The organism is Verrucomicrobiota bacterium (genome assembly GCA_016871495.1).
In the GTDB taxonomy this organism is placed as follows: Bacteria; Verrucomicrobiota; Verrucomicrobiia; order Limisphaerales; family VHDF01; genus VHDF01.
Genome location: VHDF01000073.1, coordinates 1 through 25,715, shown reverse-complemented (window position 1 = coordinate 25,715; position 25,715 = coordinate 1). Strand labels below are relative to the sequence as shown.

Sequence of the window (25,715 nt, the reverse complement as noted above, 5' to 3'; positions counted from 1 at the left end):
CGGAGCGCGGCTGTGTCCGAAGGATCAGCCGCAGCAACGTGGGCTGGCATAAGCCCGTCGATTGTTCCTCCCGCGCCGCAACCGCGACCCGTTGCGGAACCGCCGCCAGATCTTTCAAGTTGAACTTAGCCTCTTGACAACCGCAATCTCTCCCATGCCCCCCATCTCCCGCCGTTCCCTGTTCCAACAAACCACCTTGGGTGCGCTGGCTGGATTCATGGCCGCTCCCGGGTTGATCCCCGCGTCCTTGTCGGCTGTCCCCACCATCCCCACGCAGGGGGCGCCCCTCAAAATCACCCGGGTCAAGCCCATCCTCACCGCCCCGCAAAGCAATATCCGGCAGGTCGTGGTGAAAGTGGAGACGAGCGAACCCGGCCTTTATGGCCTTGGCTGTGCCACCTACAATCAGCGCCCGCTGGCTGTCAAAACCGCCGTCGAGGAATACCTGGATCCGTTTTGCCGTGGACGCGACGCGGACAACATCGAGGATCTTTGGCAAAACGCCTACACGAGTTCTTATTGGCGAAACGGCCCCGTCCTCAACAACGCCCTGAGTGGAGTCGACCAGGCCCTCTGGGACATCAAGGGCAAGCGCGCGGGCATGCCCGTGTTTCAATTGTTCGGGGGAAAATGCCGGTTCGCGGTGGATTGTTACGGCCACGCTTCGGGCCGTGACTTCAAGGAGTTGGAAGATAGCGCTCGTGCCCTGATGGAGAAAGGCTACCGCCATGTGCGCCTTCAGTTGGGCGGCTACGGATCGCCACATCTTTCGAGCCAGCCGCATTTCAAGGAAGCGGGATTCGGACTTCCCAATGACACCCAGATGGACCCCGGACCCTATTTGCGGGCGACGCCGAAGATGTTCGAACACATCCGTTCGAAGCTTGGCGAGGAGATTGAGCTTCTGCACGACATCCATGAGCGTGTCGAACCGATTCAAGCGATCAAGCTGGTCAAGGAACTGGAGCAGTATCATCCGTTTTTTATCGAGGATCCTTTTGCGCCCGAGGCCAACGGATATTTTCGTCAGTTGCGGCAGCAGACGAGCACGCCCATCGCCATGGGGGAATTGTTCAATAATCCGCACGAGTGGGTGGGGTTGATTGCCGAGCGATTGATCGATTTTATTCGGGTTCATATTTCACAAGTTGGCGGGATCAGCGTGGCGAGGAAAATCGCGGCCCTGTCGGAATGGTTTCAGGTTCGCACCGCGTGGCATGGTCCCTTGGATGTCTCTCCTGTGGGGCACGCGGCTAACGCTCATCTGGACTTGGCCATTCACAATTTTGGCATTCAAGAGGGCGTGGTGTTCAATCAGGCGATGCAGGATGTGTTCCCAGGGTCGCCGCGCATGGAGAAGGGTTACATGCTGGTCTCGGGCAAGCCGGGCTGGGGGGTGGACGTGAACGAGGAGCTCGCCAAGAAGTTCCCGCTTCCGGAGCATCCCGGGTACTGGCTGCCAGTGAGGCGGCGCGACGGCACGGCGGTGCGACCCTAATGAAATGACTTGTCAGTTCTTGGGCGTGTTTGCAAGCGCGGGTGGCATGTCCGAGGTGGGAGGATCGATGCCAGGGGCAAAGCATTTCACCGCAGGCATGTCGCGCGATGGGAGGAGTTCGGAGCGGGCGGGAATGGGCGACGCGGAAGCGCCGTGAACGGCGCGGTCCGGCGTCGGAGCGCGGCTGTGTCCGAAGGATCAGCCGCAGCAACTTTGGCTGGCATAAGCTCGTCGATTGTTCTTCACGCATCGCAACCGCGACCCGCTGCGGCTGGCTTTCAGCACAGCCGCGCTCCGAACGCGACGCGTCCCGATTGTGAGAGGGACGAAGGCCACGATTTGGAGCATGACCTCCCGGTTCATGGATAATTTGTTTCGCGGAGCGCGGCGTTGACGCGGCATCAGGGTGTGTCTGTGGACGCGCTTGGCAGGTTCAAGGGGCATGTGTTTTCAAAGCCAAAGCATATACCCTTGGAGGGCTATGCAAGGGGAGGGGATCGCTGCGGGCGGGTTCACCCGCGCGGAAACGCCGCAAATGGTGCCGGTCTTGCGATCCCTTGCAGAAAAACATCCGCCGGCCCTGGAGGACCCTGATTTTCCTTCCTTTGACCGAACGGGTCTGTTATCCAGCTCGAACCATGTTTTCGAAGCGGATTTTACGGCTTTTCGTGTCATCTCTATGCTGGGTGTGGCTCTCCGTCCAAGCGGCGGAATATCAGTTGGAGGATGGAACGGTGATCCGGGGCGAGGCGGTTTCATTCACGGGGGATGGAGTGGTCTTCCGGCTGACCACCACCCAGTTTTCGGAGAGGGTTTCGTGGGCGAAGTTTTCCCAGGAAACCCTGAAGTTGCTGAATCAAGATCCCAAGGCCACTGAATTCGCCGAACCGTTCATCGAACTGCCGCCGGACACGACGAAAAAGAAGGAAGAGATCGTGATCAAGCCGGTGACGCGCCCCGAAAATCCGTCGCGAAAGACGGGGTTGATGGAAGCGTTGATGACGCCGGTCGGCTTGCTGATCCTGGGTGTTTTGGCCGTGGCCAATCTGTTTGCGGCCTTCGAGATTGCAGCGTTCAAGAATCGTCCAGCCGCGGTGGTCTGCGGTCTCTCCGCCGTGTTGCCGGTGCTGGGTCCGATCTTTTTCCTCGTGCTCCCGAGCGGCGATCAGCCTGCCGCCAGCGAGTCCTTCGAGCCCGTGGCTCCCGAGGCCGTGAATCCCATGGCCGGCGAAGTCAAAGGCAAAGGATCCAGTCTGTCCGTCTCTTCTCAGGGCGGAGGTGCGGCGACCGCGTCCCTGGCGGGTCAGATCTTCAAACGTTCGGACACGACCTTCAACCGCCGGTTTTTTGAAACCACTTTCGGCGGCTTTTTCAGAGTGGTTCCCGGCGAGGACGTGAAGGATTTGGTCATGGTGTTCAAGACCGCCAAGAATGAAGTTGTCGGCAAGCGCGTGACCCGCATCACCGGGAACGAAATGCATGTGATGCTGCAATTGGGAGGCGAGGTTCCCGTGGCGTTTGGTGAAATTTCCGAGGTGCGAGTCCGTCACAAGGACCAGCGCGGTTAAGCGGGCATGTTCATGGCCCCGAGGGATCCCGGAGTGTTGTTGGAACGAGAGGAGTTTTAAGAGTCTCATGACTAAAAAATATCGCACGATCCTGCTGTTTGGCGCCCCGGGGGCGGGCAAAGGGACTCAGGGTCGAATCCTCGGTTCCATTCCCGGCTTTTATCATTGTGCGTGCGGAGACGTCTTCCGCAACTTGCGCATCGACGATCCGATCGGGCGGGCTTTTGTGGACTTCTCGAGCAAAGGGATGTTGGTGCCGGACGAACCTACCATCAATCTTTGGCGCAAGAACATTGGCGCCGCGGAACTCCACGGCAGTTTTTTGCCCGACCGGGACACCTTGGTGTTGGATGGAATTCCTCGCAATCCGGGGCAGGTGGAGATGCTCCGGGAAACCCTCGATGTTCGCGCCTTGCTGTATCTGACCTGCGCGGACATGGGCAAAATGATCGAGCGTTTGCAGCGCCGGGCTTTGAGGGAAAACCGGCTGGATGACGCCAATTTGGAGACGATTCGAAACCGGCTGGCCACCTACGAAAAGGAGACCAAAAAGGTCTTGGATTGTTATCACGAATCACTCGTTCACAGCATCGATTCCAACCAGGCTCCAGTCTTTGTGCTGCGGGACATTCTGGACATCGTGGCGAAGCTTTAAGACGGACTGGGGGCACGAAGCGCCAGACAGGCGAGCCCGGCTCTTCCCCGTCGCGGAACCAGAACGAGATGTCCGGACCCAGAGGGATACACATGGTGCGCACCATCTTCATGGGGACGGCATCCATCGCCTGTCCGACTTTGCGAACGCTGACCGAGTTGGAGAATTGCGAGATCGCGGGTGTTGTCACCCAGCCGGATCGGCCCAAAGGACGCGAGTTGAAGTCCACCCCGAGTGCCGTAAAAGCGTGCGCGATCTCCTTGGGGCTTCCGGTCTGGCAGCCAGACAAGGCACGGGATTCGGAGTTTATTCTCCAGTTGGAGCGTTTGCGCCCCGACTTAATCGTGGTGATGGCTTACGGGCAGATATTGCCTCCGAGTTTGCTGGCGATTCCGCGGTTGGGCTGCCTGAATCTACACACTTCGTTGCTGCCGCGTCATCGCGGCGCGGCCCCGATTCAATGGGCCTTGTTGGAGGGTGACGCAGTGACTGGAGTCAGTTTGATGCGGATGGACGAGGGATTAGACACCGGACCCGTGGTGGCGACCGTGGAGACGGTCATCGGACAAGACGAGGATGCCTCGGCCTTGCATGAACGGCTAGGCCTGCTGGCGGCCGAATTGTTGGCAAGGCAATTGCCGGGCTATGTGGCCGGGACAACTCAGGCCTCACCGCAAGACCATGCCCGTGCGACTTACGCCCGCAAACTCCGCAAGGAAGACGGGAAGATCAACTGGCAGCAAGAGGCGGAGGCGATTCGAAACCGGATACGCGCTTTCTCGCCGTGGCCGGGAGCCTACACCTCACCGCGATGGCCTTCCGGGAGTTCGCTGGTCAAGATTTGGAAGGCCCAGGCAAAGCCCCGCCCAAGCCCAATTGAGCCCGGGAAAGTCGCGGGAGTTTCGGAGGAAGCGATTACCGTCGCCTGCGGACAGGGGAGTTTGGAGATTCTGGAGCTGCAAAAGGAAGGGGGACGGCGAATGACCGCCCGGCAGTTTCTCGCCGGCCACCACGTTGAGCCCGGACAACGCTGGGGAGATTGAATGGGAGTAGAAAGGTGCTCGCGGCCTCACTTGCGGCGCATGAGAATGGTGTCGGCCAGCTGGCCAAGCAATCTCCAGGAAGTCCCTTTTAAGTCCTCGCTTTTGATGGGATCGCATTTACCGTCGCAAGAAGCGCAGAAGCGCAGCAGGTTCTTGCCTCCGGCTAATCCGACTTGTCGGACGCAATCCGGGCACCAAGTTTTGCCGCATTTGTTGCACGCATTCGTGGCGGGAACACCCGGATGATGGCGGCACGCCGGAGAGCCATCCTCGAGCAGATTCGGCGGAGGTGGCACGGCGGGGGTCATGTCGGGCACCGCGATCACCACCTCGGGAATGCTGACCGAAATCTCCACATCGCCGAGTTTAAGGATGCAGCCATTCGGAAGCGATTCTTTCTGGAACCGTTCCCGGTTGAGGAAGCAGCCGTTGGTGGAATTGAGGTCTTCCACCACCACTCCCATGCCGGACACTTCAATGCGGCAATGCAGTCCGGAAAGCGTGGGATCCTCGATTGCCAGGTCGTTATCGGCGCGGCGGCCCACTCGATAGGTGCCCGGGCGAAGCTCGATTTCTTGATGGGCGAAAGGGCCATTCTTGAAATGAAACCGGGCGTTCATGGTCTGCTAAAATTGGTCCGCAGCGACGACTCGCATGATTTCCTCGAGGGTGGAATCGCCCGCCGCGGCGATGCGGATGCCATTGTCCCAGAGAGACTGCATGCCTTGATCGATCGCGACTTTTTGCAGCACGCGGGTTGGGGTTTTTTGCAGAACTGCTTCGCGGATCACCTCATCCACCACCATCATTTCGGTGAGAGCCGATCGCCCGGAGAATCCTGTGTGGTGACAATGTCCGCAACCCGCGCCTTTGCGCCAGTACGCGTTCTCGATGAGTTCGGCCGGGAGTTGGCTGAGGAAGGCGGGTTCCGGGCTGTAAGGCTCGGTGCAGTAGGGGCAATTCTTGCGAATCAAGCGCAGGCCTAGAACTCCGGAGATGCTCGAAGCCAGGAGAAACGGCTCGATTTCCATGTTAATCATGCGGGCGAACACACCGGCTGTGGTGCCGCTGTGGATGGTGCTGATAACGAGGTGCCCCGTCAATCCCGCCTGCACCGCGATGGCGGCGGTCTCGGGATCGCGGATTTCGCCAATCATGATCACCTGCGGGTCCTGGCGCATCAGGGAACGAAGGGCAATCGGATATGTGAATTCCTTGAGGACGTTGATCTGCGCCTGGCTGATCATCGGCAGATGAAACTCCACCGGATCCTCCACCGTGCTGATGCTGATGCTGGGACCCGAACGCTGCACCAGGTAATAAAGGGACGCGTAAATGGCCGTCGTCTTTCCTGAGCCGGTCGGGCCGGTGAGCAAAATCAAGCCGGAGGGCTTGTTGAGTAGCTTGACCAGACGGGAAAGGCATTGCGCGTCCAGCCCGAGTTGGGCGATGTCGAAGGTCCGATTTGTAGGGTCGAAAATCCGGACCACAATCTTCTCGCCACGGACGGTCGGGAAGACGGAGATGCGCAACTCCACTCCGCCCATGTCGGGACTGGCCGGTGCGTGGCCTTCCTGGGGCAGGTCATTCCGATAACTCTGGAGGTTGGCCATGACTTTCAACCGGCCCGCCACTTTATCCGTCAGGTCGAGCGGAAGATGGACAAGTTCATTCAGCACCCCCATGAGTCGGAGACGAACCACCAGCTTGCCTTCCCACGGCTCAATGTGGATATCACTGGCCTTGGCGTCGATGGCATCCAGAACGATGTGGTTGACCAGAACAGCGATTTCCGCGTTTTGAGGATTCTCGAGCGATTGGAGATAAGCGAAAGTGCGACTCATGAGGTCCATCGAATAGACCAAATTGCGGGAGCCCTTGACAACCCCTTCTTGGGAGGGTTTTGGTTGAGAGCGAGTTCAGGCGAGGGCTTCCCGGCAAAACGTGACGCACTTGGCGAGTTTCGTCATCACGTTCGACCCCTCCGGGACTCGATACTCGAGTTCAATCGTGGCCATGAAAGGATACTTTTCCCGCTTCATGAGCTGAAGGATTTCACGAACCTGAGAGTCCCCCTGGCCCCAAGGCATGTTCTCGCCTTCGTTGAATTTGCGATCCTTGAGATGGAGGTTGGTGATGCGGTCCGCGTGGCGCTTGATGAACTCCGTCGCCGGGACGCTGTTCCCCGCCGCAAAGTGTCCGATGTCGATATTGGCGCCATTGTACTTCGAGTAGTAGAACGCCTGTTCCCAAGAGCCTGGACGGCCGAAAGATTCCGGACTCGTGACGTTCGAATGCCCGTGATAGCCGATCATGAGTTGATGCTTGGTGGCAAACTCCCCCAACCGCCGCGTCTCGCTGACCGGGGGTTCGCAGGTAATCCCGCGCGCTCCCATGGCCTTGGCCACTTGAAAGCAGTAGTCGACCTCGTCATCGCTCATCGCGGGCCCAAGGCCGAACTTGACCAGCCGGATGTCCACCCCGGCGTCTTCATACATCTTTCGAAGCTGCTTGAATTTGTCCATCGGCTGGGACAGACGCCATTTCCGCATTTCTTCCGAGCGCCCTCTCAACGCGGCATCGAACGGTTGATTGCCACCGGGTCCACCACCCGCCCGCCCACCACCGCCGCCGCCGCCACCGCCCTGGTTGCCGCGGCCCGGCAATCCCTGCTGCATCAGGAGCGCGGCTTGTTGTTCGTTCAATTTCCCGGGTGAGGATTGCAATTTGCGGAAGGCATCGAAGCGCGTCTGGGCTAAACGACGCTCGGCGGCGGACAGGATTTCCGACTTGCCGAGAATATCCTCGGAAGTGGCGGACGCCGAGAAACTGGTTTCGTGCAAAGCGGTGCGAGCCGCGTTGACGTCGCGCTGGGGTTCGGCCAGAACCGCGCCGTACTCCCGCACTGCGGCTTGTTGAGTTTCATTGAGTCCTGGCAAATTCACCCCCAAACCGCCTCCGCCTCCGCGACCACCCCCGCGCCCTCCGCCCCCGGGTGGACGGCCAAAACCTCCAGCCGGCGCGCCCGCCCAGGGCTCGATCGCGTCGGATTGAAGTTCCACGCTGCTCAACCCGAGGGCGACGATGGACTTGAGCAGGTCCTCGGGATTGTTTCCCTGGCCGCGAAAACTGTAGGGCGCGATGACGCCAACGGCGACCCCGCCGAAGTTGGAGTTGGGTTTCGCCGTTGCCCTTGCGGCTTGACCCGTCAATCCGGGCGCCAAGAGACCGGCGGCTGGCAAGGCGGCTACCGCCATTCGGATGGCTTCACGACGTGTATAGTTCATAGCGGTAGAGGACAAGGTGAGCTTTTGCTCAAAAGACCGGTTCGAAAGGCCGGAGTTACATCGCCAGGACGAAAGTGGATGATTCACGGCTCGTCCAGATCCCGAGTCTCGCCCCAGGCCAGCGCCAGCATGACGGAACGAGCTTCCGAAAACCCAGCTCCTGGGTCGCCTCGATATTCTCCTCCGGCTCATGCCCCTCATGAAACTCCGCCAGGACGAAATCCACCCGGCATCGTCCCAAGTCGGTCTGCAAATCGTGCTCTGGCATGGACGGGAAGGGCGTGAGGAATCTCGTGTCAACGCCGTCGCCGTCCCCCGCCCAAGAATGAACCCAGAACTCCGCGGATAATCTCGCGTCCGAGGGTGCTGCCGATGGTGCGCACCGCGCTCTTGGCCATGGCATTGACCAGCGATTCTGGCTGTCTTCCGGCCGGACGAGCCGGACGTGAGACCGGGCTTGGCGCGGACACGCCGCCGAAAAGTCCGCCCCAAAATCCCCCGGGAGCTGACGACGGAGCCGAAGCGGATGCCTGCGTGGCGGCGCCTTTCAGTTTCTCATAGGCCGATTCGCGGTCGATGGTCTGCTCATAGACGCCGTGGACGAGCGAGGATCGCATCAATCCCGCGCGTTGGGCTTCCGTAATCGGACCGATTTGACCGCGGGGAGGGCAAATGTAAGCGCGTTCCACCACCGTGGGTTGCCCGCGTTCGTCGAGCATCGAAACGAGGGCTTCGCCGACTCCGAGTTCCGTGAGCGCGGTTTCGGTATCGATGGCGGGATTCGAGCGGAACGTGTCGGCGGCAGCCCGCACCGCCTGTTGATCCCGTGGGGTGAAGGCGCGCAGCGCGTGTTGAATGCGATGGCCAAGCTGGCCCAACACGTTGTCCGGAATATCCCGTGGATTTTGACTTACGAAATAAACGCCGATCCCCTTGGAACGGATGAGACGGACCACCTGTTCGATTTTTTCGAGCAGGGCCGGGGGTGCGTCCGAAAAAAGCAGGTGCGCCTCGTCGAAAAAGAACACCAGCTTGGGCTTGGGCAGATCACCCGCTTCGGGCAGGTTCTCGAACAGTTCCGAAAGCAGCCACAAGAGGAACGTGGCATACACCTTCGGAGCCGACATGAGCTTGTCGGCGGCCAAAATATTGACGCACCCCCGACCCTGACTGTCCGTTTGCAGGAGATCATCGAGGTTGAGGGCGGGCTCTCCGAAGAAGGCTTCCGCCCCTTGCTGTTCCAACGTGAGGAGGTTGCGCTGGATGGCGCCGATGCTGGCCGCGGAGATGTTGCCATAATCGGTGGTGAAACTGGCCGCGTTCTCACCCACGTGCTTCAGCATGGCCCGCAAATCCTTGAGATCGAGCAGCAACAAGCCTTCCTCGTCGGCCACTTTGAAAACCAAGTTCAACACGCCGGCCTGGGTTTCGTTCAGTTGGAGGAGCCCGGCCAGCAAAAGAGGGCCCATCTCGGAGATGGTCGTTCGGACCGGGTGGCCTTTTTCTCCGAACACATCCCAAAACGTGACCGGGCATCCGCCGAAGGTAAATGCCTCGAGCCGGAGCTCACGCAGGCGCTCCTGAATCTTCGTGGTGGGTGAACCGGGCACCGCCATTCCCGAAAGATCCCCCTTCACATCCGCCAAAAATACCGGGACACCGCGCAAGCTAAACTGCTCGGCCAAGCCCTGGAGCGTGACCGTCTTGCCGGTCCCGGTGGCCCCGGCGATCAACCCGTGGCGGTTGGCCATGTGAGGAAGCAGCACTAGGTCTCGCGCCCCGCGGGCGACAAGAATGGGATCGACGAAGCTCATGTGTTTCGGGCCTCAATTTTGAGGCGTGTTTCCCGACGCGTCAAAGGTCAATCCACGACGACACCCGCCTCCGTGCCCTGGATGTGCTGGAATTGACTGCTCGACACGAGGGTCATCGCCAGATCCGCCAAAGACCCTCCGCGAGCGCATTGTTCCTTCATTTTTTGGATCAACGGACGGTCTGAAAGCAGCGTCTTGCGGCCCAGGGCATATCCGAGCAGGCGCGTGGCGAAGGTCTCATGAAACAGATCCCGATGCTCGCGCAGGTAGGATTTCAGCCCCGCCACTCCTTCGATCCGCTCACCACTCCCGAGCACGCCTGAACTCACGATCGTTTTCCCGTCACGATAGGCATCCCGGTAGCGCCCGACCGGGTCGAGATGTTCGAGGCTGAATCCGAGTGGATCAAAGAGCGCGTGGCATTGCGAGCAGGACTCGCGGCGACGGTGCGCATCCAATCGTTCGAGCACCGAGAGTCCGTCGGCCAGCACGTCGTCCGAAGCGAGCGAGCCCGCGTCGGGCGGAGGGGGCGGAGGGGGCGTCCCCAGAATCTGGCGCAAGACCCAGTCCCCTCGCTTGACCGGGCTGGTTCGGAGCGGTGTGGACGTTTTCGTCAGGATCGCGCCCAGCCCAAACAAGCCACCCCGGTGGGTTTCGGCAAATCGATGCTGGACGAACTCGGCTCCGGCAGCCGCCGAGGCCCCGATGGCATAATGATTGGCCAGTTCCGCGTTCAGAAAGGAGTAATTCGCGAAAAGGACATCATCCACCGGACGGTTTCCCTGGATCAGGTGCGAAAAGAATTCGATCGCTTCCTGGTGGAACGAGGCGCGCAAGCTCGGCGTGAACTCGGGAAATCGTGTTCGATCCACCCCCTCGTACCGCTCGAACCGGTAGAACCCGAACCATTGCCCGAAGAATTCGGTCGCGAGCCGTCGTGCGCGGGGATCCTGCACCATGCGTCGAACCCATTTCGCGGCGGATTTCGGGTCGGAGAGTTCCCCGCGCTCCGCGGCGCGCAGGAGCATTTCATCGGGCAGGGACGACCAAAGAAAAAAGCTCAAACGTGAAGCGAGTTCGCGGGGACCCAATCGATGAATTCCCGCCCGGGCGGCGGGTTCGAGCCGGTAAAGAAAGGCCGGCGACATGAGCACACGCGCGAGCAGTGACCGCAAGGCCTCGGGGTGGCTGCGAGAATCCTCGACGCGCATCCGGCGATAGAACTCAACCAGCGCGCCACGCTCGGACTCCGTCAGCGGGCGCCGCCATGCTCGTTGTGCGAATTGGAGTGTGTCCTCAAGCTGATTCGATTCCGCGCCACGCCAAGCCGCCAAGCTTCGCTCGAGGTTTTCTTTGAGTTCGAGGGCTTGAGCCCGGATGCGGGGTGAAGCGGAGCCGAGTTGGGAGGGTTGCAGATCCTTCACTCGGGTCGTCTCCAGGCCGAGTTCGAATTTTCGATTCAAAAAGCGCAGTTTGATATCGTGGTACTCGAAGGAGAGAAGCAAATCCGCCCAGGCGGCGTCGAGTTCACGACGGGCGGGTTCATCGAGGATCTTTTCAACCAAAAACGCGTCTTCCCGATGGTACTTCACCTGGTAATGAAAATAATTGCGATCGGGTGATTCGTACTTGTTGTCGTACGGATCGGGGATGGGATCGCGGTCGGAAGGCGCGGGTTCCCGGTGCGAGACCTGGGGCAGATCCCGAGCCAGAGCAGCGAAGCCTTCGCGATGGCGGGCCCGCGCCTGGCCCCGTGGTGGCGCCAGCAAGGCCATTAGCAACGGGGGCAACGGATCGATGCCGCTGTTCGCGAGTTTCAATTCGAGATGCACCAAGGAGTCGTCGCTGTGAGCCGCGTCCAGCTCGACCACGACGTTGTGAGCCACCAGCTTGGCCTCGGGCGCCACCTTAAACGGAAGCTCGAACGGCATCGAACGGGTGAGGACAAGGTCATTCGTCGAGACCAGCGATCCATGCGGGTGGATTCCGAAGGACAATTGGTTCGTGGCTTCGTCAACCAGCAGGGTTCGCACGTCCCGCAGGATGAGGACGAAAGCCGCCGAAGGGTTGTCACCCACGGATCGAGCCACCCCTCGCAAGGTTGGCGCGGGGTGCCCCGCTGAAAACGGCAGCCGGATTCTCAGGATCTGTTTTTCCATGACTTCAGGCTGGCCTCCGGCCAGCACCGGGGCTTCCTCGTTGTTGCCCGGACCCACCGCCAAGGCCGATTGCCACGCGTCGAGTTCGTGCTGGATCGCCGTGCAGCGGGCTAGGATTTCGGATTCTTGCGCGCGAAACTGACGCGAAGGAACCGGCAGAAGGTTCCACGCCTTCACCATCTCCGTGGTGGGGAAAGACGGCGAGGGATTCTCGAGAATCGCTCGCAAATGACCGGCAAATTTCGGGGAGACTCCAGCGCTTCTGGCGAACGAACCCAGATCCTCCTTCGGCCGGCCGAGTTGTTTCCGATGCTTGAATTGCCAGTTGGCCAGGAGCGCTTTCGCGTAAAGATCCTGTCCATACGGCTCGGCTCCTTCCCCTGCGGCCTTGCGAAATCCGTGCTTACGGTAAAGGGCTTGGATACGTTCCACGGCGGAAATCTCGAGGCCGGTCATGCCAGGATGCTGGAAGAAGCCAAGCGAACCGGCGCCGATCAACGCGTGTGCGGCGGCGGATTTGGCCGCGCCGAGATAACGCTCCAGTCCCACGTCGTCGAGGAACTGGACTTCGCTGACATTCGAGAAGCCTTCCCCGCCCACGGCGTCATTGATGAACTGCTGGCCGAGATTCAAATCAAGCCCGGTCAGATCCAGGATGGCATAGTCATACTCCGCACTGGTCAGACGCCGGAGGCCGGTCCGGCCGGGCGTGCCCGCAAGCTGACGCGTGAGCCGTGTCATGGAACGTTGGATGTCGGACGTGAATCGCCGACGGGCCTCATCGTCTGGACGCGTTCGGTCTTTCGGTGGCATGCGGCGTTCATCCACCGCACGGAGGACCTTTTCCCAGATCCTGAAATCGGCGTTGAGCTGGGCCGGATTGGAGAGCCGGTCGAGATTCAGTCCGGCCTTGGCCTGATCTTCATCGTGGCAATCGAAACAATACTGCTGAAGGAATCCGCGGTCAGGTGGAGTAGGAGCAGCGGGCGACGCGGATTGGGCTTGGAAATGAAGTGCCAGCGCCCAGGCCCAGGATGCGCGGAAGAATCGGCGGAGGACCGATCGCGCGGTCGCAAGTCGATGCTGGAGCAGTGTCATCGGAGCAGTTTAGCCGTTTCAACGCACCTCGGCAATCATGACGACAAGGGCGCCAGTCGTTCCGTTGCACCCAGAGGATATCGGTGACCGGGTTGTCTTGGTAACGCAGACAGCCCTGTCTGCTGTGGCGCAGGCTGCCCAGCCTGCGGGGCGACGAAGGGAACCCGGCGCGTGGAGAGCCTGGAAGGGCCTCGTTCTTCACCCGCCGGGCCGACTGGGCATTCGGAGATACAGCAGGCCGGGCAGCCTGCGCCACACGACGAGAGAACTCCGGGATATGCGGCAGTCGTTCTTATTTTAACCCGGAGCGCGCCGTTCACGGCGCCTTATCGTGGACAACGTGACGACGTGATTGGGCCGAGGAGACTGGAGCAGAAGTCGCATCACCCCGCATCCAGCGGACTTCTGATCTCCAATCCCGCGTGGAGTTGGGACTTTTTCGCTGCAAGGCATCCGGCAAAAGCAGAAGTTCTCTCAGGACCGAGATCTTGGGTTTGTGATCCCAACCTTCGAATCGACTGATGAGGCAGAACAGGAATGGTATCTCACGGAGCCACGAAGGCACAGAGACGGGGAAGAAAGCTTGAACCGGTGACCCCGTGAGTGAAACGGGCTTCGGATACCTTTCCTCCGTGAGAGTCGAAGCGAGGGAGGAGGACGCGGCGTCGTGGGCGGTGAGCACATCCACGCCAGCAACGGCGCTCGTGACGGACTTTGAGGTGCAGCCATGCGCACCGCGCCCGTTTTCACTCCCTCTCCTCCATTTGGAATGGAGGAGGTGGGGACAGAGATCTCGGATTGACACGACACGATGGCCTGAGAAGACGAAACCTCCGATGGAGCAGGAGTACGAACACCTTGCCCTCGAACCAGTCCCTCCGCGGTATTCATTCGTGGTGTAGAATTACCTGATCCGGGGGTCAGGATCCGGTTCAACCGCTTGCCAAGGAAGGGGAGCGAGGGGTAGTTTCACGCCCTCTTACCCAGCGTGAACGTTTTTATCGAGTTCTTGAACCGGCGGATCGTGCCGCCGTTGGCCGCAGCGGCGGAGAATCCCTACCTTTCCTCGATCCGCTTCGGCATGGTTGCGGTTGTTCCCCTGACCATTCTGGGCGGCTTGTTCATGGTGTTCATGTATCTTCCTTTGCCGGGATGGGAGAAGCGCATCGAATCGTTGATCCCGCTGTTGCAGGTCCCGGTCACCGCCACGTTTGGTCTGCTGGCGGTTTTCGCGTGCTTCGCCATCGCTTATGATCTGGGCCGCACGCTGAAGCAGGAGGCGGTGGTGAGCGCCTCCATGGCCACCCTGATTTTCCTGATGATGCAGGTTCAGATGAAAGACCAGGCCCTCGCCATGGACGGTCTGGGTTCGAAAGGATTGTTCACCGCCATTCTCGTGGCGTTGATTACGGTGCGCGTGCAAAAGGCTTTTTCCGACAAGCAATGGGTGATCCGGCTGCCTTCAAGCGTGCCGTCGGTCGTGTACGAATCTTTCCTCTGCCTCGCGCCCTTGTGTTTTCTCGTCCTCGTTTTTTGGAGCCTCCGGTTCGTGGCGGGGGTCGATGTCAACACGTGGGTGCAGAAAGCCTTTTCGCCGCTGGTCTTCGCATTGAACACCATGCCCGGCATCCTGGTTTACGCCCTGCTCGTAACCTTGCTGTGGTCCGTCGGCATCAACGGTGACAACACGCTGGATGCCATTGTGGCTCCGATCTTTTTGCAGTATCTGGCGGACAACGTCGCGGCCATGGCGCAAGGTCAGCCGTTGCCTTATGTGACAGCCCTGGGGTTCTTCACCACGTTTGTCAATGTGGGCGGGACGGGGGCGACGATCGCGCTGGCGTTGATCATGCTTCATTCCCGCGAGCCTGGATTCCGAAAGGTCAGCCGGCTTTCTTTGCCTTCCCAGATTTTTCAGATCAACGAGCCGATTTTCTTCGGATTTCCGATCGTGTTGAATCCGTTGTTGATGATCCCCTATGTTTTGAGCGCTCTCACGCTCACAGCGGGCAGCTATCTTTTGATCAGCTGGGATGTGATTCAAAAACCATTTGTCAATGTGCCTTGGACGACTCCCCCGATCATCGGGCATTATTTGGTGACCGGGGGTGACTGGAAAGCGGCGGTTTGGGGCGCGATCTCCATCGTGCTGGCCATGGCCATTTATTATCCGTTCGCGAAAGCGGCGGAGCGGCAGCGACTGGAGAATGTGCCGAAGGGGACCTGACACGAGAGCCGGGAACAACTGTAGAAGCGCAACGAGCCACTTGGACTATGAGGACGCATTGTCGTTGGATGATCTGTGTTGGGATTTGGTTCTTGAGCCCGCAGGCGGCTTCCGTGGGGGAGGACTGGCCGCGTTGGCGAGGACCGCGCAATGACGGCCATGTGGCGTCCACGGCGAGGGTGCCCTTGACGCTGCCTGCCGAACCGAGACGGGTTTGGAAGCAACCGGCGGGAGACGCGCTCGCCTCGCCTGTTGTTGCGAGGGGGAAGGTCTTCGTGTTCGATGGATTCGGCGGGCGGGAAGTGCTGAGAGCTTTGGCGAGAGACACCGGCGAGGAATTGTGGCGGCAAGATGTGGACGCGGCGTTTACGGATTCGCAGGGGCCGACCGGGCCGCGTTGCACTCCCGTGGTGGATGGGGACCGGGTTTACGCGGTCTCCTGCCGGGGTGAGTTGCAGTGCCGCGAGATCGAAAGGGGCACCCTGCTATGGCGCAAGAATTTCGTCGCCGATTTTGGCGCGACGTTCATTGGGGAGAAGGGGACGACTCCCGGGGCCGCCCGGCATGGGAATAACGGTTCACCTTGGATCCAGGACGGACGGATCTACGTGTTTCCAGGCGGCCCTCAAGGCGCTTCGATTGCTTGCCTCGACAAGATGACCGGCCAGGTCCTTTGGAAGTCTCAGAATGCCATGGCGGGTTACGCTCCTCCCGTGCTGCAGGACGTGGACGGCAAAGCTCATTTGCTCGCCTTTACGGCCGAGGGATTGATGGCGGTTTCGCCCTCCGATGGCGCGTTGCTGTGGAATTATCCGATCAAGACCGCCTTTGGCAGGCATGTGACGACGCCGGTGGTGCATGCCAATCATGTCGTGGTGTCGTCGCATCAAGCGGGCCTGATCGCGATGAAGGTCAATGCCAAGGGGGCGGCTGTCAGCGCCGAGCCCGCGTGGATTCAGAAGGAGACGGCCATGAATATTTGTTCGCCGGTGGCGATCGGCCCGAGTTTGTTTGGAGTGGGTCCGGACAAGAACCTGATTTGTTTGGACTTGCGGAGCGGCACTCTGCATTGGTCCAAAGAGGGAGTGATCACCACGTCGGCCGACAGAGCCGCGGCGGGGTTTCTCGTGTTGGGAACGCGTGTGCTGGCCCTCACGGACGCCGGGTTGGCCGTGATGTTTGAGGGCTCGAAGGATCAGTATCACGAACTCGGGCGAGCGCAGCTTTGCGGCTTGAACTGGTGCCATCCGGCCTACAGCGATGGGAAGCTCTTTTTGCGCGACGGCATCAAGAAGGGCGGGGACGTTTACTGTTACGACCTGATGCCCTGACCCGCGAGCTTCATGGCCAGGCGACACTGGCGAATTTCCGGACCAGCGCGGGTCGGTGTTTGGGGTAGGACTGGGCGCGAAAGCGCGGCCAGTCGAGTGTTTCCTCGAGTCGTTTGCCGTCCGGGGTGCAGATCCAGATGCGGAGCGGGACTTTTCCTTCGGCCACGGCGGGGTGGGCGGTGAGGGCCAGGCAATCGGTGATTTTGAGCTGGATTTCGGGTTCGACGGTGCCGGTGATCAACGCAGGGTTTGGGGACGCATAGAGGATCTTCACCGTGAGCTTTTCATTCAACGCGATCTGAAGGGGGGCGAGTTCGTCGAGCCAGGAGAGACGATCGCGTCCCAGCGTTTCGCGGAACGCCTCGAGCAGCGGCGTGGCTTGCGCCGTTTTCACGAGGTCAAGACCGCGGAACGCGCGGGCCATCGCGTCAGTCACGGCGGCATCGTGGAAAGCGGGCATTTCGAGTTCGGGAAGTTTTTGCGCGACCAGATTGACGCGGGCGATGAATTGACGGACGTCATGGTTGAGCAGGGGTAGTTCGAAGAGTCCCTTGGCCGCGGCTTCGGCAAGGCAACGTCCGGAACGGTCAGGGTCCAATTCGGACTCGCATGCGTGGGTGATCGGTAGTCCTTGCAAGCGGAGGATGCGCGCGGCGACGACGCGTTTTTGCGTTCGATCGAAGTGGTATTCGACCTTGGTGACGATGCGGTCCTTGAACATCGTAAGCAGCCATTCGAGGGGGGCTGCCGTGGCGAGGCCGAGCAAGGTCAGACGGCCCACGCGCGGGGATTCGATCTCGCGGATGGAGGAGGCCACAAAGAGTTTGGCGTGTTGCACGACGCTTTCTCGTTGCAACGTGCCGGTTCGTCCGCCGGCCACGAAACATTCCAGGGTGCCCGTGTCTCTTCTGAGGCAGAGTTGATCGATGAATCCGGTGATGATGCACCGCGCCAGAGGATCATCGGGCGTGGATCCCGCGGCGGACGTTTTCGCGGCGCCGGGCTTTTGATCGGGTGGGGGGAGCTTGAGTTCCTCGTCTCCCTGGGCGGGCTGGAGCAGACCTTCGCGGCGGGCGATCTCGATCAATTGCTGATCAGTCTGTTCGATTTGGCGGGCGGTTTGGGCATGGATGCCGTATCGGCGGCAGGCCTCGACGGCAAAGTGATTTTGCCTCGCGAATGAGTAAGCTCGCATCAAGGTATGGAAATCCGAGATCGAACTGCCTTCGAAAACCTCGCGCGCTTCGGCGATGTGGCGATCGTCCCGACTCAATCGCATGAGCAAATCCCGCCCGCCGATGAGCGCGGCGCAGAGTGCCGCGGCAGGAACGCACCCGCGGACGGAGGCTTCGATGAGCATTCGTGAGTAGCGCGGATGCATGGGCAAGCGCAGCATTTTCCGTCCCACCGGAGTGAGGTCGGTGGGAGAAGGATCGTCGTCGTCGGACTCACGGAGGGCTCCGAGAGCGCGCAGCAAGGTTTCTGCGTTTTCCACGGACTGGACGCCGGGTTTGTCGAGCCAATCGAACTCCGCGGCGCGGCGGATGCCGAGACTGTGCAGGAGGAGTACCACTTCAGCCAGGTCGGCTCGCTGGATTTCCGGGGTGTTTTTGACCGGGCGGTTCAGGTGGCCGCTTTCGGTCCAGAGCCGGTGGCAGGTGCCAGGGGCGGTCCTTCCCGCGCGACCCTTGCGTTGATCGGCCGAGGCGCGGCTGATTTCCTCGATGGCGAGGGTGCCGATGCCCCGTTCCGCATCGTAGCGGGCGACGCGGGCCAGTCCGCTATCCACCACGTGGCGGATCCCGTCGATGGTGATGGAAGTTTCCGCGACATTGGTGGCAATAATGATTTTGCGGCGATGAGAAGGAGCGAAAGCGCGATCTTGGTCTTCGGCGGGGAGATCACCGTGCAAAGGAATCAACTCGACGGACTCGGCAAGTTTTTCCGCCCGGAGTGAATGGATCGTGGACATGATTTCCCCCATGCCTGGCATAAAGACGAGGATGTCGCCGGGTTCTCCTTCGGCGACGATTTGGGCGGTGACGGAGGCGGCTTGTTCGGGGATGGGCCGATCGTCTGGAACATCGAGGTGGGTGACTTGAACGGGGTAGGTTTGACCTCTGCTTTCGAGGATCGGGCAGCTACCGAGGTAATCGGCGACGGGGGTGGCTTCGAGGGTGGCGGACATCACCACGATCTTGAGATCGGGTCGGCGGGATGTTTGGAGTTGCTTGACCAGGGCTAAGGCAGCGTCCGACAGGAGGTTGCGTTCGTGGAATTCGTCGAAGAGCAGGATTCCAATCTGGCTGAGCAGGGGGTCATCCTGGATCCAGCGCAAGAGGATGCCTTCGGTGACGAAGCAGAGGAGGGTGGACGGGCCGAGTTGATCATCGAAACGGACTTGGTAACCGACTTGGGAACCGAGTGGGGATTGGCGTTCAAAGGCCACTCGAGCGGCGACTGATCGAGCGGCGACCCTACGGGGTTGGAGGATGACGACGCGGCGGTTCTGGGCAAAACCGGCATCGAGAAGCATCTGAGGAACTTGGGTGGTCTTGCCTGAGCCGGTAGGAGCCACCAGGACGAGCCTGTTGTGGCGGGTCAGGGCGTCGAGAATGCCTTGATGAATATCCCAAATGGGGAGGGTTTTCGGGTCCATGATGCGTGTTGCGCCGGGTCCGCCATTCGCAATTCTGAATGGCAAGATAATTGCTGCGCTAAAGAAGCAGCAGAAACAATGGAAGCCAACACTAGATTTTGAGGTGTTTATGACAACGACCGAAGATGCATCCGCGAAGCCGAAGTTTGAAAAGCCATCGGCCGCGAGTTCCATCGACAATGGGATGGGGCTGGTTTTTGTCCCCAAGCGCTTCGGGGTGCTGGGTTTGATCGATTTGCGGAACCGCCATCGCGGGCTTGGGAAAATTGGGCAGGGAGCGTTGAGGCGGAAGAGCGTGCTTTTGGGAGATTTTTAGGTTGGTTCAGGGTCTTGGAACAGCCGGGCGGCGATCGAGTGATCGCCGCCTTTTTTTTGTCAGGGCATGACAGACCTTTTCCATGCCGTCGCAAGTCCATGGAACCAGCTCTCCCGAAAGGCCGGAGCGATTGAAATTCACTTTCAATGGGGGAAGCCATGAAGGGATTGGGGACGGGATTCCGAACTTCACGCTCGGACTCCAGGATTCGCCTCCCGAACCGACCCTGCGCTTCCCGTAATCCCAGGCTTCGATTGTCCGCTTGCGCCGCTGGATGCTCGAACGCATGCTTTGGACATGATTACCGTGATTTCCGGCACGAATCGACCGGGCAGCAACACGTTGAAAGTGGCTCGATTGGCGGCAGCGGCCTTGTCCAAAAAAGGCGAGAAGTCGGCCTTGCTCGATCTGGCTGAATTACCTCAGGCCATCTTCGATCCGGCTTCTTACAGTGAAAAGCCGGACAGTTTCGCCCCGTTTTCCAAGGCGGTGCTGGACAGTGCCGGTCTTCTCGTGGTGACGCCGGAATACAATGGCGGGCCGCCGGGCGTGTTGAAGTATTTTATCGATATGCTGAAGTTTCCCGAGAGTTTCGAGCGCAAGCCCGTTGGTTTTTTGGGCCTTTCGGCCGGGATGTCCGGCGCCTTGCGACCGGTGGAGCAGTTGCAACAAATCTTTGGTTACCGCAATGCGTTCCTCTTTCCCGAGCGCCTTTTCCTCCCGGGCATTGGCTCCTTGCTCGACGCGGACGGGCCATTGAAGGATCCGGAGTTGCAGGCCCGGCTCGAACGGCAGGTCCTGCGGTTTGCGGTCTTCGCGCGGCACATGTTGTCCCTGGTGTGATATGAGCGTGAGTGTCGGCCTGCTTGGGCTTGGTTTCATGGCGGCCACGCATCTGAAGGCGTGCCGGCAAATTCCGGGCATTCGGGTGGTGGCGCTCTGCAATCCAAGCGGACGCCATCTGGATGGAGATTTTTCCGGGGTGCAGGGCAACGTCGGGTCCGAGGACGCGGTTCGTCTGGACATGAACGCCATCGGCGCCTATCGCGACGTGGATGCGTTTCTCCGCCATCCCGGCTTGGATTTGGTGGACATCTGCAGTCCGACCCTGGCCCACGCGGATCAGTCCTTGCGGGCTTTGGCGGCGGGAAAACACGTCCTTTGCGAGAAGCCCGTGGCGCGGACGTCCCAAGAAGCCCGGCGCGTGGCGGAGGCGGCGCGGGAATCCGGCCGATGCTACATGCCGGCGATGTGCTTGCGATTTTGGCCGGAATGGGCCTGGCTGAAAGAGGCCGTTCAATCCGGGCGGTACGGCCGGGTGTTGGCCGCCCGGTTTCGGCGCGTGGCTCAGCCGCCGGGATGGGGGCACGGACATTTTCACGACGGGAAGAAATCCGGGGGTGCTCTGCTGGACTTGCACATCCACGACGTGGATTTTGTGCACCATTGTTTCGGCATGCCGACACGGGTTTCTGCGCAGGGTTACAGCAAATTCAGCGGTGCGATCGACCATGTGGTGGCTCAATATGAGGTCGAGTCGGGCGCCATCGTTCATGCCGAGGGATCCTGGGCCATGGCGCCTGGATTCGGGTTTTCGATGAGTTACACGGTCAACTTCGAGGGCGCCACCGCGGATTACGATGGAGCGAGGGCCGGCCAAACGCTGAGGGTTTTTCAGGAAGGCCGCGAGACACAGGTCCCCGAGTTGGGCGGACCGGATGGTTACGCGGGTGAACTCCACCACATCGTGGAAGCGATTCGCACGGGCGGCGCTCCAACGGTGGTGACACCGGAGGATGGATATCGAAGCATCCGCATCTGCGAGGCGGAGGAACTTTCCATTCGCACCCGCGGCCCTGTGTTGCTCTGAAGACATGATGCTCGACCGAACACTCGACGGGTTGGTGGCCAAAGTGTGGGAGGGAGAGCGCGTCGATCGCGCCGAGGCGGCCCGGCTTTTTCAACTGCCCTTGCAGACTTTGGGGCGTCTGGCAGACCGGCGCCGGCGATTGGCCAAGGCGGCGGCCTGCGGCGGTCGTGGCAACGAGATCGTCACTTACATCGTCGATCGGAACCTCAACTACACGAACATTTGCAATGTCTATTGCAAGTTCTGCGCCTTTTACCGGGTGGAATCGGATCCTGACGCGTATGTGATCTCGCGGGAGGAATTGGATCGCAAGATCGACGAAACGCGGGCTCTGGGAGGCACGCAGATTTTGATGCAGGGCGGGCACCATCCGAAACTGAGTCTCGACTGGTACTTGGACCTGCTCCGCCACATTCGATCGAAGCATCCGGACATCAACATTCACGCGTTCAGTCCCAGCGAATTGGTGCATTTTCGCGAAGTGTTCGGCCTTCCGGTGAAGGAGATTCTGTCGAAGTTCAAGCAAGCGGGGCTGGGGTCGTTGCCGGGCGGCGGCGGGGAGATTTTGGTGGATCGGGTGCGGCGCCGGATTTCACCGCTCAAGGCGATGAGTGACGATTGGCTGGGAGTGATGGACGCGGCCCATGAGTTGGGGATTCGCTCCACCGCGACCATGATGTTCGGGCACGTCGAGACTTTGGAGGACCGGATCGAGCATTTGGACCGGGTGCGGAATCAACAGGACAAATCGAAGGGGTTTACCGCGTTCATCGCGTGGACCTTTCAGGCTGAAAACACGAAACTGAAGGCTCCGGCGGCGGGAGCTCATGACTATTTGCGCACCCAGGCGGTGGCCCGGATTTTTTTGGACAACATTGAGAACATTCAGAGCTCCTGGGTGACGCAAGGTTTGGAAATCGGGCAGGTGGCGTTGAAATTCGGGGCCAACGACCTTGGCAGCATCATGATTGAGGAGAACGTGGTGAGCCAGGCCGGGACGACCTTTCGCATGACCGTGGCGGATATGGAGCGTTTGATCCTCGACCTCGGTTACGAGCCTCGTCAGCGCGATAATTGGTACCGGCTGGTCACGCAGCCTGCCGCCGCGGCTTGATCCTGGCGGCGCCTAGGGGCCTGGAGCCAGGAGGTTACTGTGGCGCTGGAATTCCAACCGGGATTTCCGATGGTTTCATTTTGCGTTTTGCGAGCCCGGGAACTATCTTCCGCCGCCGTCCGAAGGCGGGACTATGAACGCGAAACTTCTTTTCAAAACAGTCTTCCTCATTGCCATCCTGTTATTGCTCGTTTTGATCGGCATGCATAACCGGTCTGATGTCGCTTTCTCCTTGCCGCCCCTCTTGCCCAAAAATGTGAAGATGCCCGCCGCGATCATGTATTTCAGCTTTTTTGCGGTGGGAGTCCTGACGGGCACGATCCTCACGGCAGGCGGTGGCAAGAAAGGCGCGGGGTCGGGTTCGAAATCTTCGAAGTCGGACAAATAGGAATCAAGAGAGATTCTCCGGCCAGCGCAGTTGGAATCCTTGTTTTTCCAGCTCGAGTTGAAAGTCAGTTCGGAGCGGCAACGTTTCGAACACGGCTTGAGGCTCCGTGTGCCGGCGTTGACAGAACGCGGCGAGCGCTCCCGCCGCTTCCCCGATATTCCACTCCACCGGATGAAGCCGGTAGCATCCATTGGTGATGTGGGTGACCCCCAGGTTCTTGCACGCGGGCAGCAGGTTCCTCAACCGGACGGGCACCAAAGCCCCCAGCGGAATCTGAAAAGGAAGCGAAGGAATGTCGATGTAGTTGTCGCCGGCAGTGCTGGGGTGCAGGTCAATGTTGTAAAATCCCACGCCTACCGAGTCGGCAAATGGCTCCGCGCGTAATCCGGGTTTTGGACCTCCCCTCGCTTGGACGCCGACATGCTGTTCCAGCACGGTAAACCGCGCACGGATGCGGCGGGACTCCCGCACATAAGCGTGCTTGGCCATGCCCTCCGGGCCTCCCAACAAATCCCCGCGCAGCCGCAATCCGGGCCAACCTTGTTTGCCGTCAGGACGCGGACACTCCGTTTGGAGCCAATGGAGCAAAGAGAGACTTAATTGCCGCGAACGGCGAAGATGACGCAGCGCGCTCGTCGCCCCAGTTCCCACGAGAGGGCCGAGCCAGTAATCATTCTGGGGCCAATTGATGAGGGAGAGGTCGGCGCGCAGAAATCCCGGAGCGAAGGTTCTGCGGTCGGCCACCCGCCGGTAGCGCCAGAGATTCAAGGGCAGTCCGGGCGTGTCCCCTTCGGGATGAAAACCCAGGGTGCGAGGCGACCTTGTTTGGGGATGCGTATAGGTCAGGGAAAGCAGCCGGCCCGGCCAATCGGGTCGCAGTTGTGGCACATAGGATTTCCAGAACTCATACTCCCGGGGCTTATCGATGACGTGATCCTCGCCTTCGAGGTGGTCGATCAAAAAGCACCACGTGAAGGACTGCTGGTTGGCGGCGTTGGGGGATAAAGCGGCGTGCGGTTCGCCCGTTTGCGTTTGGGATTCCGCGCCTGTGATCCACTCCGCCCCCGCCAGCGGAAGTAGATCCCCGAGTTCAGAGGCGTCAATGAACCAGGGCGCTTCCAGGGTGAGTGAATGCCCGCCGCCCACGGGCTGAACTTCGACGCGTTGGATGCGATCGGCTCTGGATTCCGCCCGGCGAGGCTCGTGTTCCAGCAAGAGCGTCAGTTTGCCGCTGCTGGCATAGGGGGCGAGCATGCCTTCGAGTGTGGACAAGGCGGCACGGGGTTCGTGGCAAAGCCCGGAAACCGCGCCGCGTCCGGGATTGAGGTAGGGGGAGCGTCGGGCCTCCTCGGAAAGCGGGTAATGGGTTCGGTAAAAGGTCCGAATTCCCTCGCGGAGCGATCGGTAAGCCGCCGTGCAACCCTGGTTCTCGATCCAGCGATGTTCGTCCGGAGGAACGGCTTGCTGGGTGAGCTGGCCACCGATCCAGTCGGTCGGCTCCGTCAGGGTCACCCTCAGGCCTGCGCGCAACGCGGCGAGCGCCGCCGCGCATCCGCCCAGTCCACCTCCGATGATCACCACATCGGAGGTCAGGTGATGGCGGAAGCGATTTCGGTGCCGATGTTCGCGGGCGGAACGCTCCGCGCCGGAGAGTGGCAAGCTTGCGCCCAGGAGCAGAGCCACCGAAGCGGTTCTGCGTGCGAAGTCACGTCGTGTCATGAGCTCCGTCAAGCCGAGGGAGGCGAGAGCGGGGGCGGTCCGGAAGCTCCCGCCGAGGGATCCGGGGCGCGTTTGCCCCGGCCGAGATAACGTTCGAGATCAATCACCCGTTTGGCCAGGTCGGGGAGTTGCTGCAGCGCGATGAGTTGGCGTTTCATCTGTCGGTCAGGTTGAGCCGGGTAGCCGAACCACTTTTCCCCGTCTGGAACGTCGTTCATGACACCGGACTGCGCGGCGACCGTGACCTTGTTCCCGATTTTGAGGTGGCCGGCGATTCCGACCTGACCCGCCAAAATCACATAATTGCCGAGTTTGGTGCTGCCGGCGATGCCGGTTTGCGCGATGACGAGGGAATGCTCCCCGATGGCGACGTTGTGGGCGATCTGCACCAGATTGTCGATCTTGCTGCCGCGCCCAATGGTGGTGGAACCGAGCGCCCCTCGATCAATGGCCACATTGGCGCCAATTTCCACGTCGTCCTGAATGACCACATTCCCGGTCTGCGGGACTTTGCGGTGGACGCCGCCGTCCAGCACGTAACCGAAGCCGTCGGAACCGATGACCGTGCCGGCATGGATGCGATTGCGTTTTCCGATGTGCGTGCGGGTGTAGAGCGTGACGTTGGGGTAAATGTGGCTCTCCTCGCCGATTTCGCAGTGGTCGCCCACGACCACTCCGGGGTGGAGCACTACACGGGGGCCGACCAGGGTGGCGGCGCCGATCACACAACGGGCTCCCACATGGGCCGAGGGATGAATCGACGCCGAGGGGTCCACGGCGGCGGTTGGATGAATGCCGGGCGGAATGGGCGGTTCGGGAAAGAACAGCGGCAAGATCTTGGCAAACGCGATGCGAGCGTTCTTGACCTGGATGACGATCTTCTTTTCGGATTTCAACGCGCCATCGACCATGATTCCGGCGGCGGCGCTGCGTTCGGCTCGATCGAAGTAGGTCTGGTTCTCGGCGAAG

At 60.5% G+C, this 25,715-nt stretch carries 19 protein-coding genes and 1 pseudogene; 11 read left to right on the top strand and 9 right to left on the bottom strand.

Translation table 11 applies throughout. The features are described 5' to 3' along the window. Positions 1-217 precede the first annotated feature (217 nt). From FJ404_14705 to FJ404_14690, 4 genes are all read left to right on the top strand, one after another. Positions 218-1,498, top strand: coding sequence for a starvation-sensing protein RspA (locus FJ404_14705; protein ID MBM3824112.1), 1,281 nt, complete (start codon positions 218-220; stop codon positions 1,496-1,498). Between the two features lie 638 nt (positions 1,499-2,136). Then, positions 2,137-3,066: a hypothetical protein gene (locus tag FJ404_14700; protein ID MBM3824111.1), complete on the top strand. Its 930-nt coding sequence runs from the start codon at positions 2,137-2,139 to the stop codon at positions 3,064-3,066. Between the two features lie 67 nt (positions 3,067-3,133). Further along, on the top strand, positions 3,134-3,721 hold the full coding sequence (locus FJ404_14695; protein MBM3824110.1) for a nucleoside monophosphate kinase: 588 nt from the start codon (positions 3,134-3,136) through the stop codon (positions 3,719-3,721). A gap of 92 nt (positions 3,722-3,813) precedes the next feature. Continuing rightward, the gene (locus tag FJ404_14690) at positions 3,814-4,764 is read left to right on the top strand and encodes a methionyl-tRNA formyltransferase (GenBank protein ID MBM3824109.1); all 951 of its coding nucleotides are present in this window, start codon (positions 3,814-3,816) and stop codon (positions 4,762-4,764) included. 26 nt (positions 4,765-4,790) lie between these two features. On the opposite strand, the gene FJ404_14685 is transcribed toward FJ404_14690, so the two are convergent. The 3 genes from FJ404_14685 to FJ404_14675 form a co-directional block, all read right to left on the bottom strand. Then, on the bottom strand, positions 4,791-5,384 hold the full coding sequence (locus FJ404_14685; GenBank protein ID MBM3824108.1) for an FHA domain-containing protein: 594 nt from the start codon (positions 5,382-5,384) through the stop codon (positions 4,791-4,793). Between the two features lie 6 nt (positions 5,385-5,390). After that, positions 5,391-6,617: a type II/IV secretion system protein gene (locus FJ404_14680; GenBank protein MBM3824107.1), complete on the bottom strand. Its 1,227-nt coding sequence runs from the start codon at positions 6,615-6,617 to the stop codon at positions 5,391-5,393. A 66-nt stretch (positions 6,618-6,683) separates the two neighbouring features. Further along, positions 6,684-7,703: a sugar phosphate isomerase/epimerase gene (locus tag FJ404_14675; protein MBM3824106.1), complete on the bottom strand. Its 1,020-nt coding sequence runs from the start codon at positions 7,701-7,703 to the stop codon at positions 6,684-6,686. Between the two features lie 7 nt (positions 7,704-7,710). On the opposite strand from FJ404_14675, the pseudogene FJ404_14670 reads away from it, so the two are divergent. Next, positions 7,711-7,818, top strand: a pseudogene (locus tag FJ404_14670) (DUF2497 domain-containing protein). Positions 7,819-8,106: 288 nt separating this feature from the next. Here the strand turns inward: FJ404_14670 and FJ404_14665 are convergent. Genes FJ404_14665 through FJ404_14655 form a run of 3 tightly spaced genes read right to left on the bottom strand, consistent with a single transcriptional unit; the run spans position 8,107 to position 13,122 of the window. Continuing rightward, on the bottom strand, positions 8,107-8,319 hold the full coding sequence (locus tag FJ404_14665) for a hypothetical protein (GenBank protein MBM3824105.1): 213 nt from the start codon (positions 8,317-8,319) through the stop codon (positions 8,107-8,109). Positions 8,320-8,347: 28 nt separating this feature from the next. Continuing rightward, a complete protein-coding gene (locus tag FJ404_14660; GenBank protein MBM3824104.1) occupies positions 8,348-9,865 on the bottom strand; it encodes a DUF853 family protein in 1,518 nt (505 codons plus the stop codon). Between the two features lie 47 nt (positions 9,866-9,912). Further along, entirely contained in the window at positions 9,913-13,122 is a 3,210-nt protein-coding gene (locus tag FJ404_14655) for a DUF1592 domain-containing protein (GenBank protein MBM3824103.1), read from the bottom strand. A gap of 988 nt (positions 13,123-14,110) precedes the next feature. Between FJ404_14655 and FJ404_14650 the strand changes: the two genes are divergently transcribed. Then, positions 14,111-15,349 carry a PTS sugar transporter subunit IIC gene (locus FJ404_14650; protein ID MBM3824102.1) on the top strand — a complete coding sequence of 413 codons (1,239 nt, stop codon included), beginning with the start codon at positions 14,111-14,113 and terminating at the stop codon, positions 15,347-15,349. Between the two features lie 47 nt (positions 15,350-15,396). Further along, entirely contained in the window at positions 15,397-16,680 is a 1,284-nt protein-coding gene (locus FJ404_14645; GenBank protein ID MBM3824101.1) for a hypothetical protein, read from the top strand. Positions 16,681-16,690: 10 nt separating this feature from the next. Here FJ404_14645 and FJ404_14640 read toward each other — a convergent pair whose 3' ends face one another. Further along, positions 16,691-19,513 carry an ATP-dependent RNA helicase gene (locus FJ404_14640; GenBank protein MBM3824100.1) on the bottom strand — a complete coding sequence of 941 codons (2,823 nt, stop codon included), beginning with the start codon at positions 19,511-19,513 and terminating at the stop codon, positions 16,691-16,693. Positions 19,514-19,952: 439 nt separating this feature from the next. On the opposite strand from FJ404_14640, the gene FJ404_14635 reads away from it, so the two are divergent. From FJ404_14635 to FJ404_14620, 4 genes are all read left to right on the top strand, one after another. Then, on the top strand, positions 19,953-20,498 hold the full coding sequence (locus tag FJ404_14635) for an NAD(P)H-dependent oxidoreductase (GenBank protein MBM3824099.1): 546 nt from the start codon (positions 19,953-19,955) through the stop codon (positions 20,496-20,498). A 1-nt stretch (position 20,499) separates the two neighbouring features. After that, entirely contained in the window at positions 20,500-21,525 is a 1,026-nt protein-coding gene (locus tag FJ404_14630; GenBank protein ID MBM3824098.1) for a Gfo/Idh/MocA family oxidoreductase, read from the top strand. A gap of 4 nt (positions 21,526-21,529) precedes the next feature. After that, positions 21,530-22,639: a dehypoxanthine futalosine cyclase gene (gene mqnC / locus FJ404_14625; GenBank protein MBM3824097.1), complete on the top strand. Its 1,110-nt coding sequence runs from the start codon at positions 21,530-21,532 to the stop codon at positions 22,637-22,639. A gap of 133 nt (positions 22,640-22,772) precedes the next feature. Continuing rightward, complete coding sequence (locus FJ404_14620) at positions 22,773-23,027, top strand: hypothetical protein (GenBank protein MBM3824096.1); 255 nt, start codon at positions 22,773-22,775, stop codon at positions 23,025-23,027. 3 nt (positions 23,028-23,030) lie between these two features. Here the strand turns inward: FJ404_14620 and FJ404_14615 are convergent, their stop codons facing one another. After that, positions 23,031-24,746, bottom strand: coding sequence for an FAD-dependent oxidoreductase (locus tag FJ404_14615; GenBank protein ID MBM3824095.1), 1,716 nt, complete (start codon positions 24,744-24,746; stop codon positions 23,031-23,033). An 8-nt stretch (positions 24,747-24,754) separates the two neighbouring features. After that, the coding region (lpxD, locus tag FJ404_14610; protein MBM3824094.1) for a UDP-3-O-(3-hydroxymyristoyl)glucosamine N-acyltransferase at positions 24,755-25,715 on the bottom strand (961 nt) is incomplete at its 5' end.

Excerpts from the sequence above, each read along its gene's own strand:
- FJ404_14705 (MBM3824112.1), top strand. The coding sequence starts at position 218 with ATGGCCGCTCCCGGGTTGATCCCCGCGTCCTTGTCGGCTGTCCCCACC.
- FJ404_14700 (MBM3824111.1), top strand. The coding sequence starts at position 2,137 with ATGTTTTCGAAGCGGATTTTACGGCTTTTCGTGTCATCTCTATGCTGG.
- FJ404_14695 (MBM3824110.1), top strand. The coding sequence starts at position 3,134 with ATGACTAAAAAATATCGCACGATCCTGCTGTTTGGCGCCCCGGGGGCG.
- FJ404_14690 (MBM3824109.1), top strand. The coding sequence starts at position 3,814 with ATGGTGCGCACCATCTTCATGGGGACGGCATCCATCGCCTGTCCGACT.
- FJ404_14685 (MBM3824108.1), bottom strand. The coding sequence starts at position 5,384 with ATGAACGCCCGGTTTCATTTCAAGAATGGCCCTTTCGCCCATCAAGAA.
- FJ404_14680 (MBM3824107.1), bottom strand. The coding sequence starts at position 6,617 with ATGGACCTCATGAGTCGCACTTTCGCTTATCTCCAATCGCTCGAGAAT.
- FJ404_14665 (MBM3824105.1), bottom strand. The coding sequence starts at position 8,319 with ATGCCAGAGCACGATTTGCAGACCGACTTGGGACGATGCCGGGTGGAT.
- FJ404_14660 (MBM3824104.1), bottom strand. The coding sequence starts at position 9,865 with ATGAGCTTCGTCGATCCCATTCTTGTCGCCCGCGGGGCGCGAGACCTA.
- FJ404_14655 (MBM3824103.1), bottom strand. The coding sequence starts at position 13,122 with ATGACACTGCTCCAGCATCGACTTGCGACCGCGCGATCGGTCCTCCGC.
- FJ404_14645 (MBM3824101.1), top strand. The coding sequence starts at position 15,397 with ATGAGGACGCATTGTCGTTGGATGATCTGTGTTGGGATTTGGTTCTTG.
- FJ404_14640 (MBM3824100.1), bottom strand. The coding sequence starts at position 19,513 with ATGGAACTCGCGGCCGATGGCTTTTCAAACTTCGGCTTCGCGGATGCA.
- FJ404_14635 (MBM3824099.1), top strand. The coding sequence starts at position 19,953 with ATGATTACCGTGATTTCCGGCACGAATCGACCGGGCAGCAACACGTTG.
- FJ404_14630 (MBM3824098.1), top strand. The coding sequence starts at position 20,500 with ATGAGCGTGAGTGTCGGCCTGCTTGGGCTTGGTTTCATGGCGGCCACG.
- mqnC (MBM3824097.1), top strand. The coding sequence starts at position 21,530 with ATGATGCTCGACCGAACACTCGACGGGTTGGTGGCCAAAGTGTGGGAG.
- FJ404_14620 (MBM3824096.1), top strand. The coding sequence starts at position 22,773 with ATGAACGCGAAACTTCTTTTCAAAACAGTCTTCCTCATTGCCATCCTG.
- FJ404_14615 (MBM3824095.1), bottom strand. The coding sequence starts at position 24,746 with ATGACACGACGTGACTTCGCACGCAGAACCGCTTCGGTGGCTCTGCTC.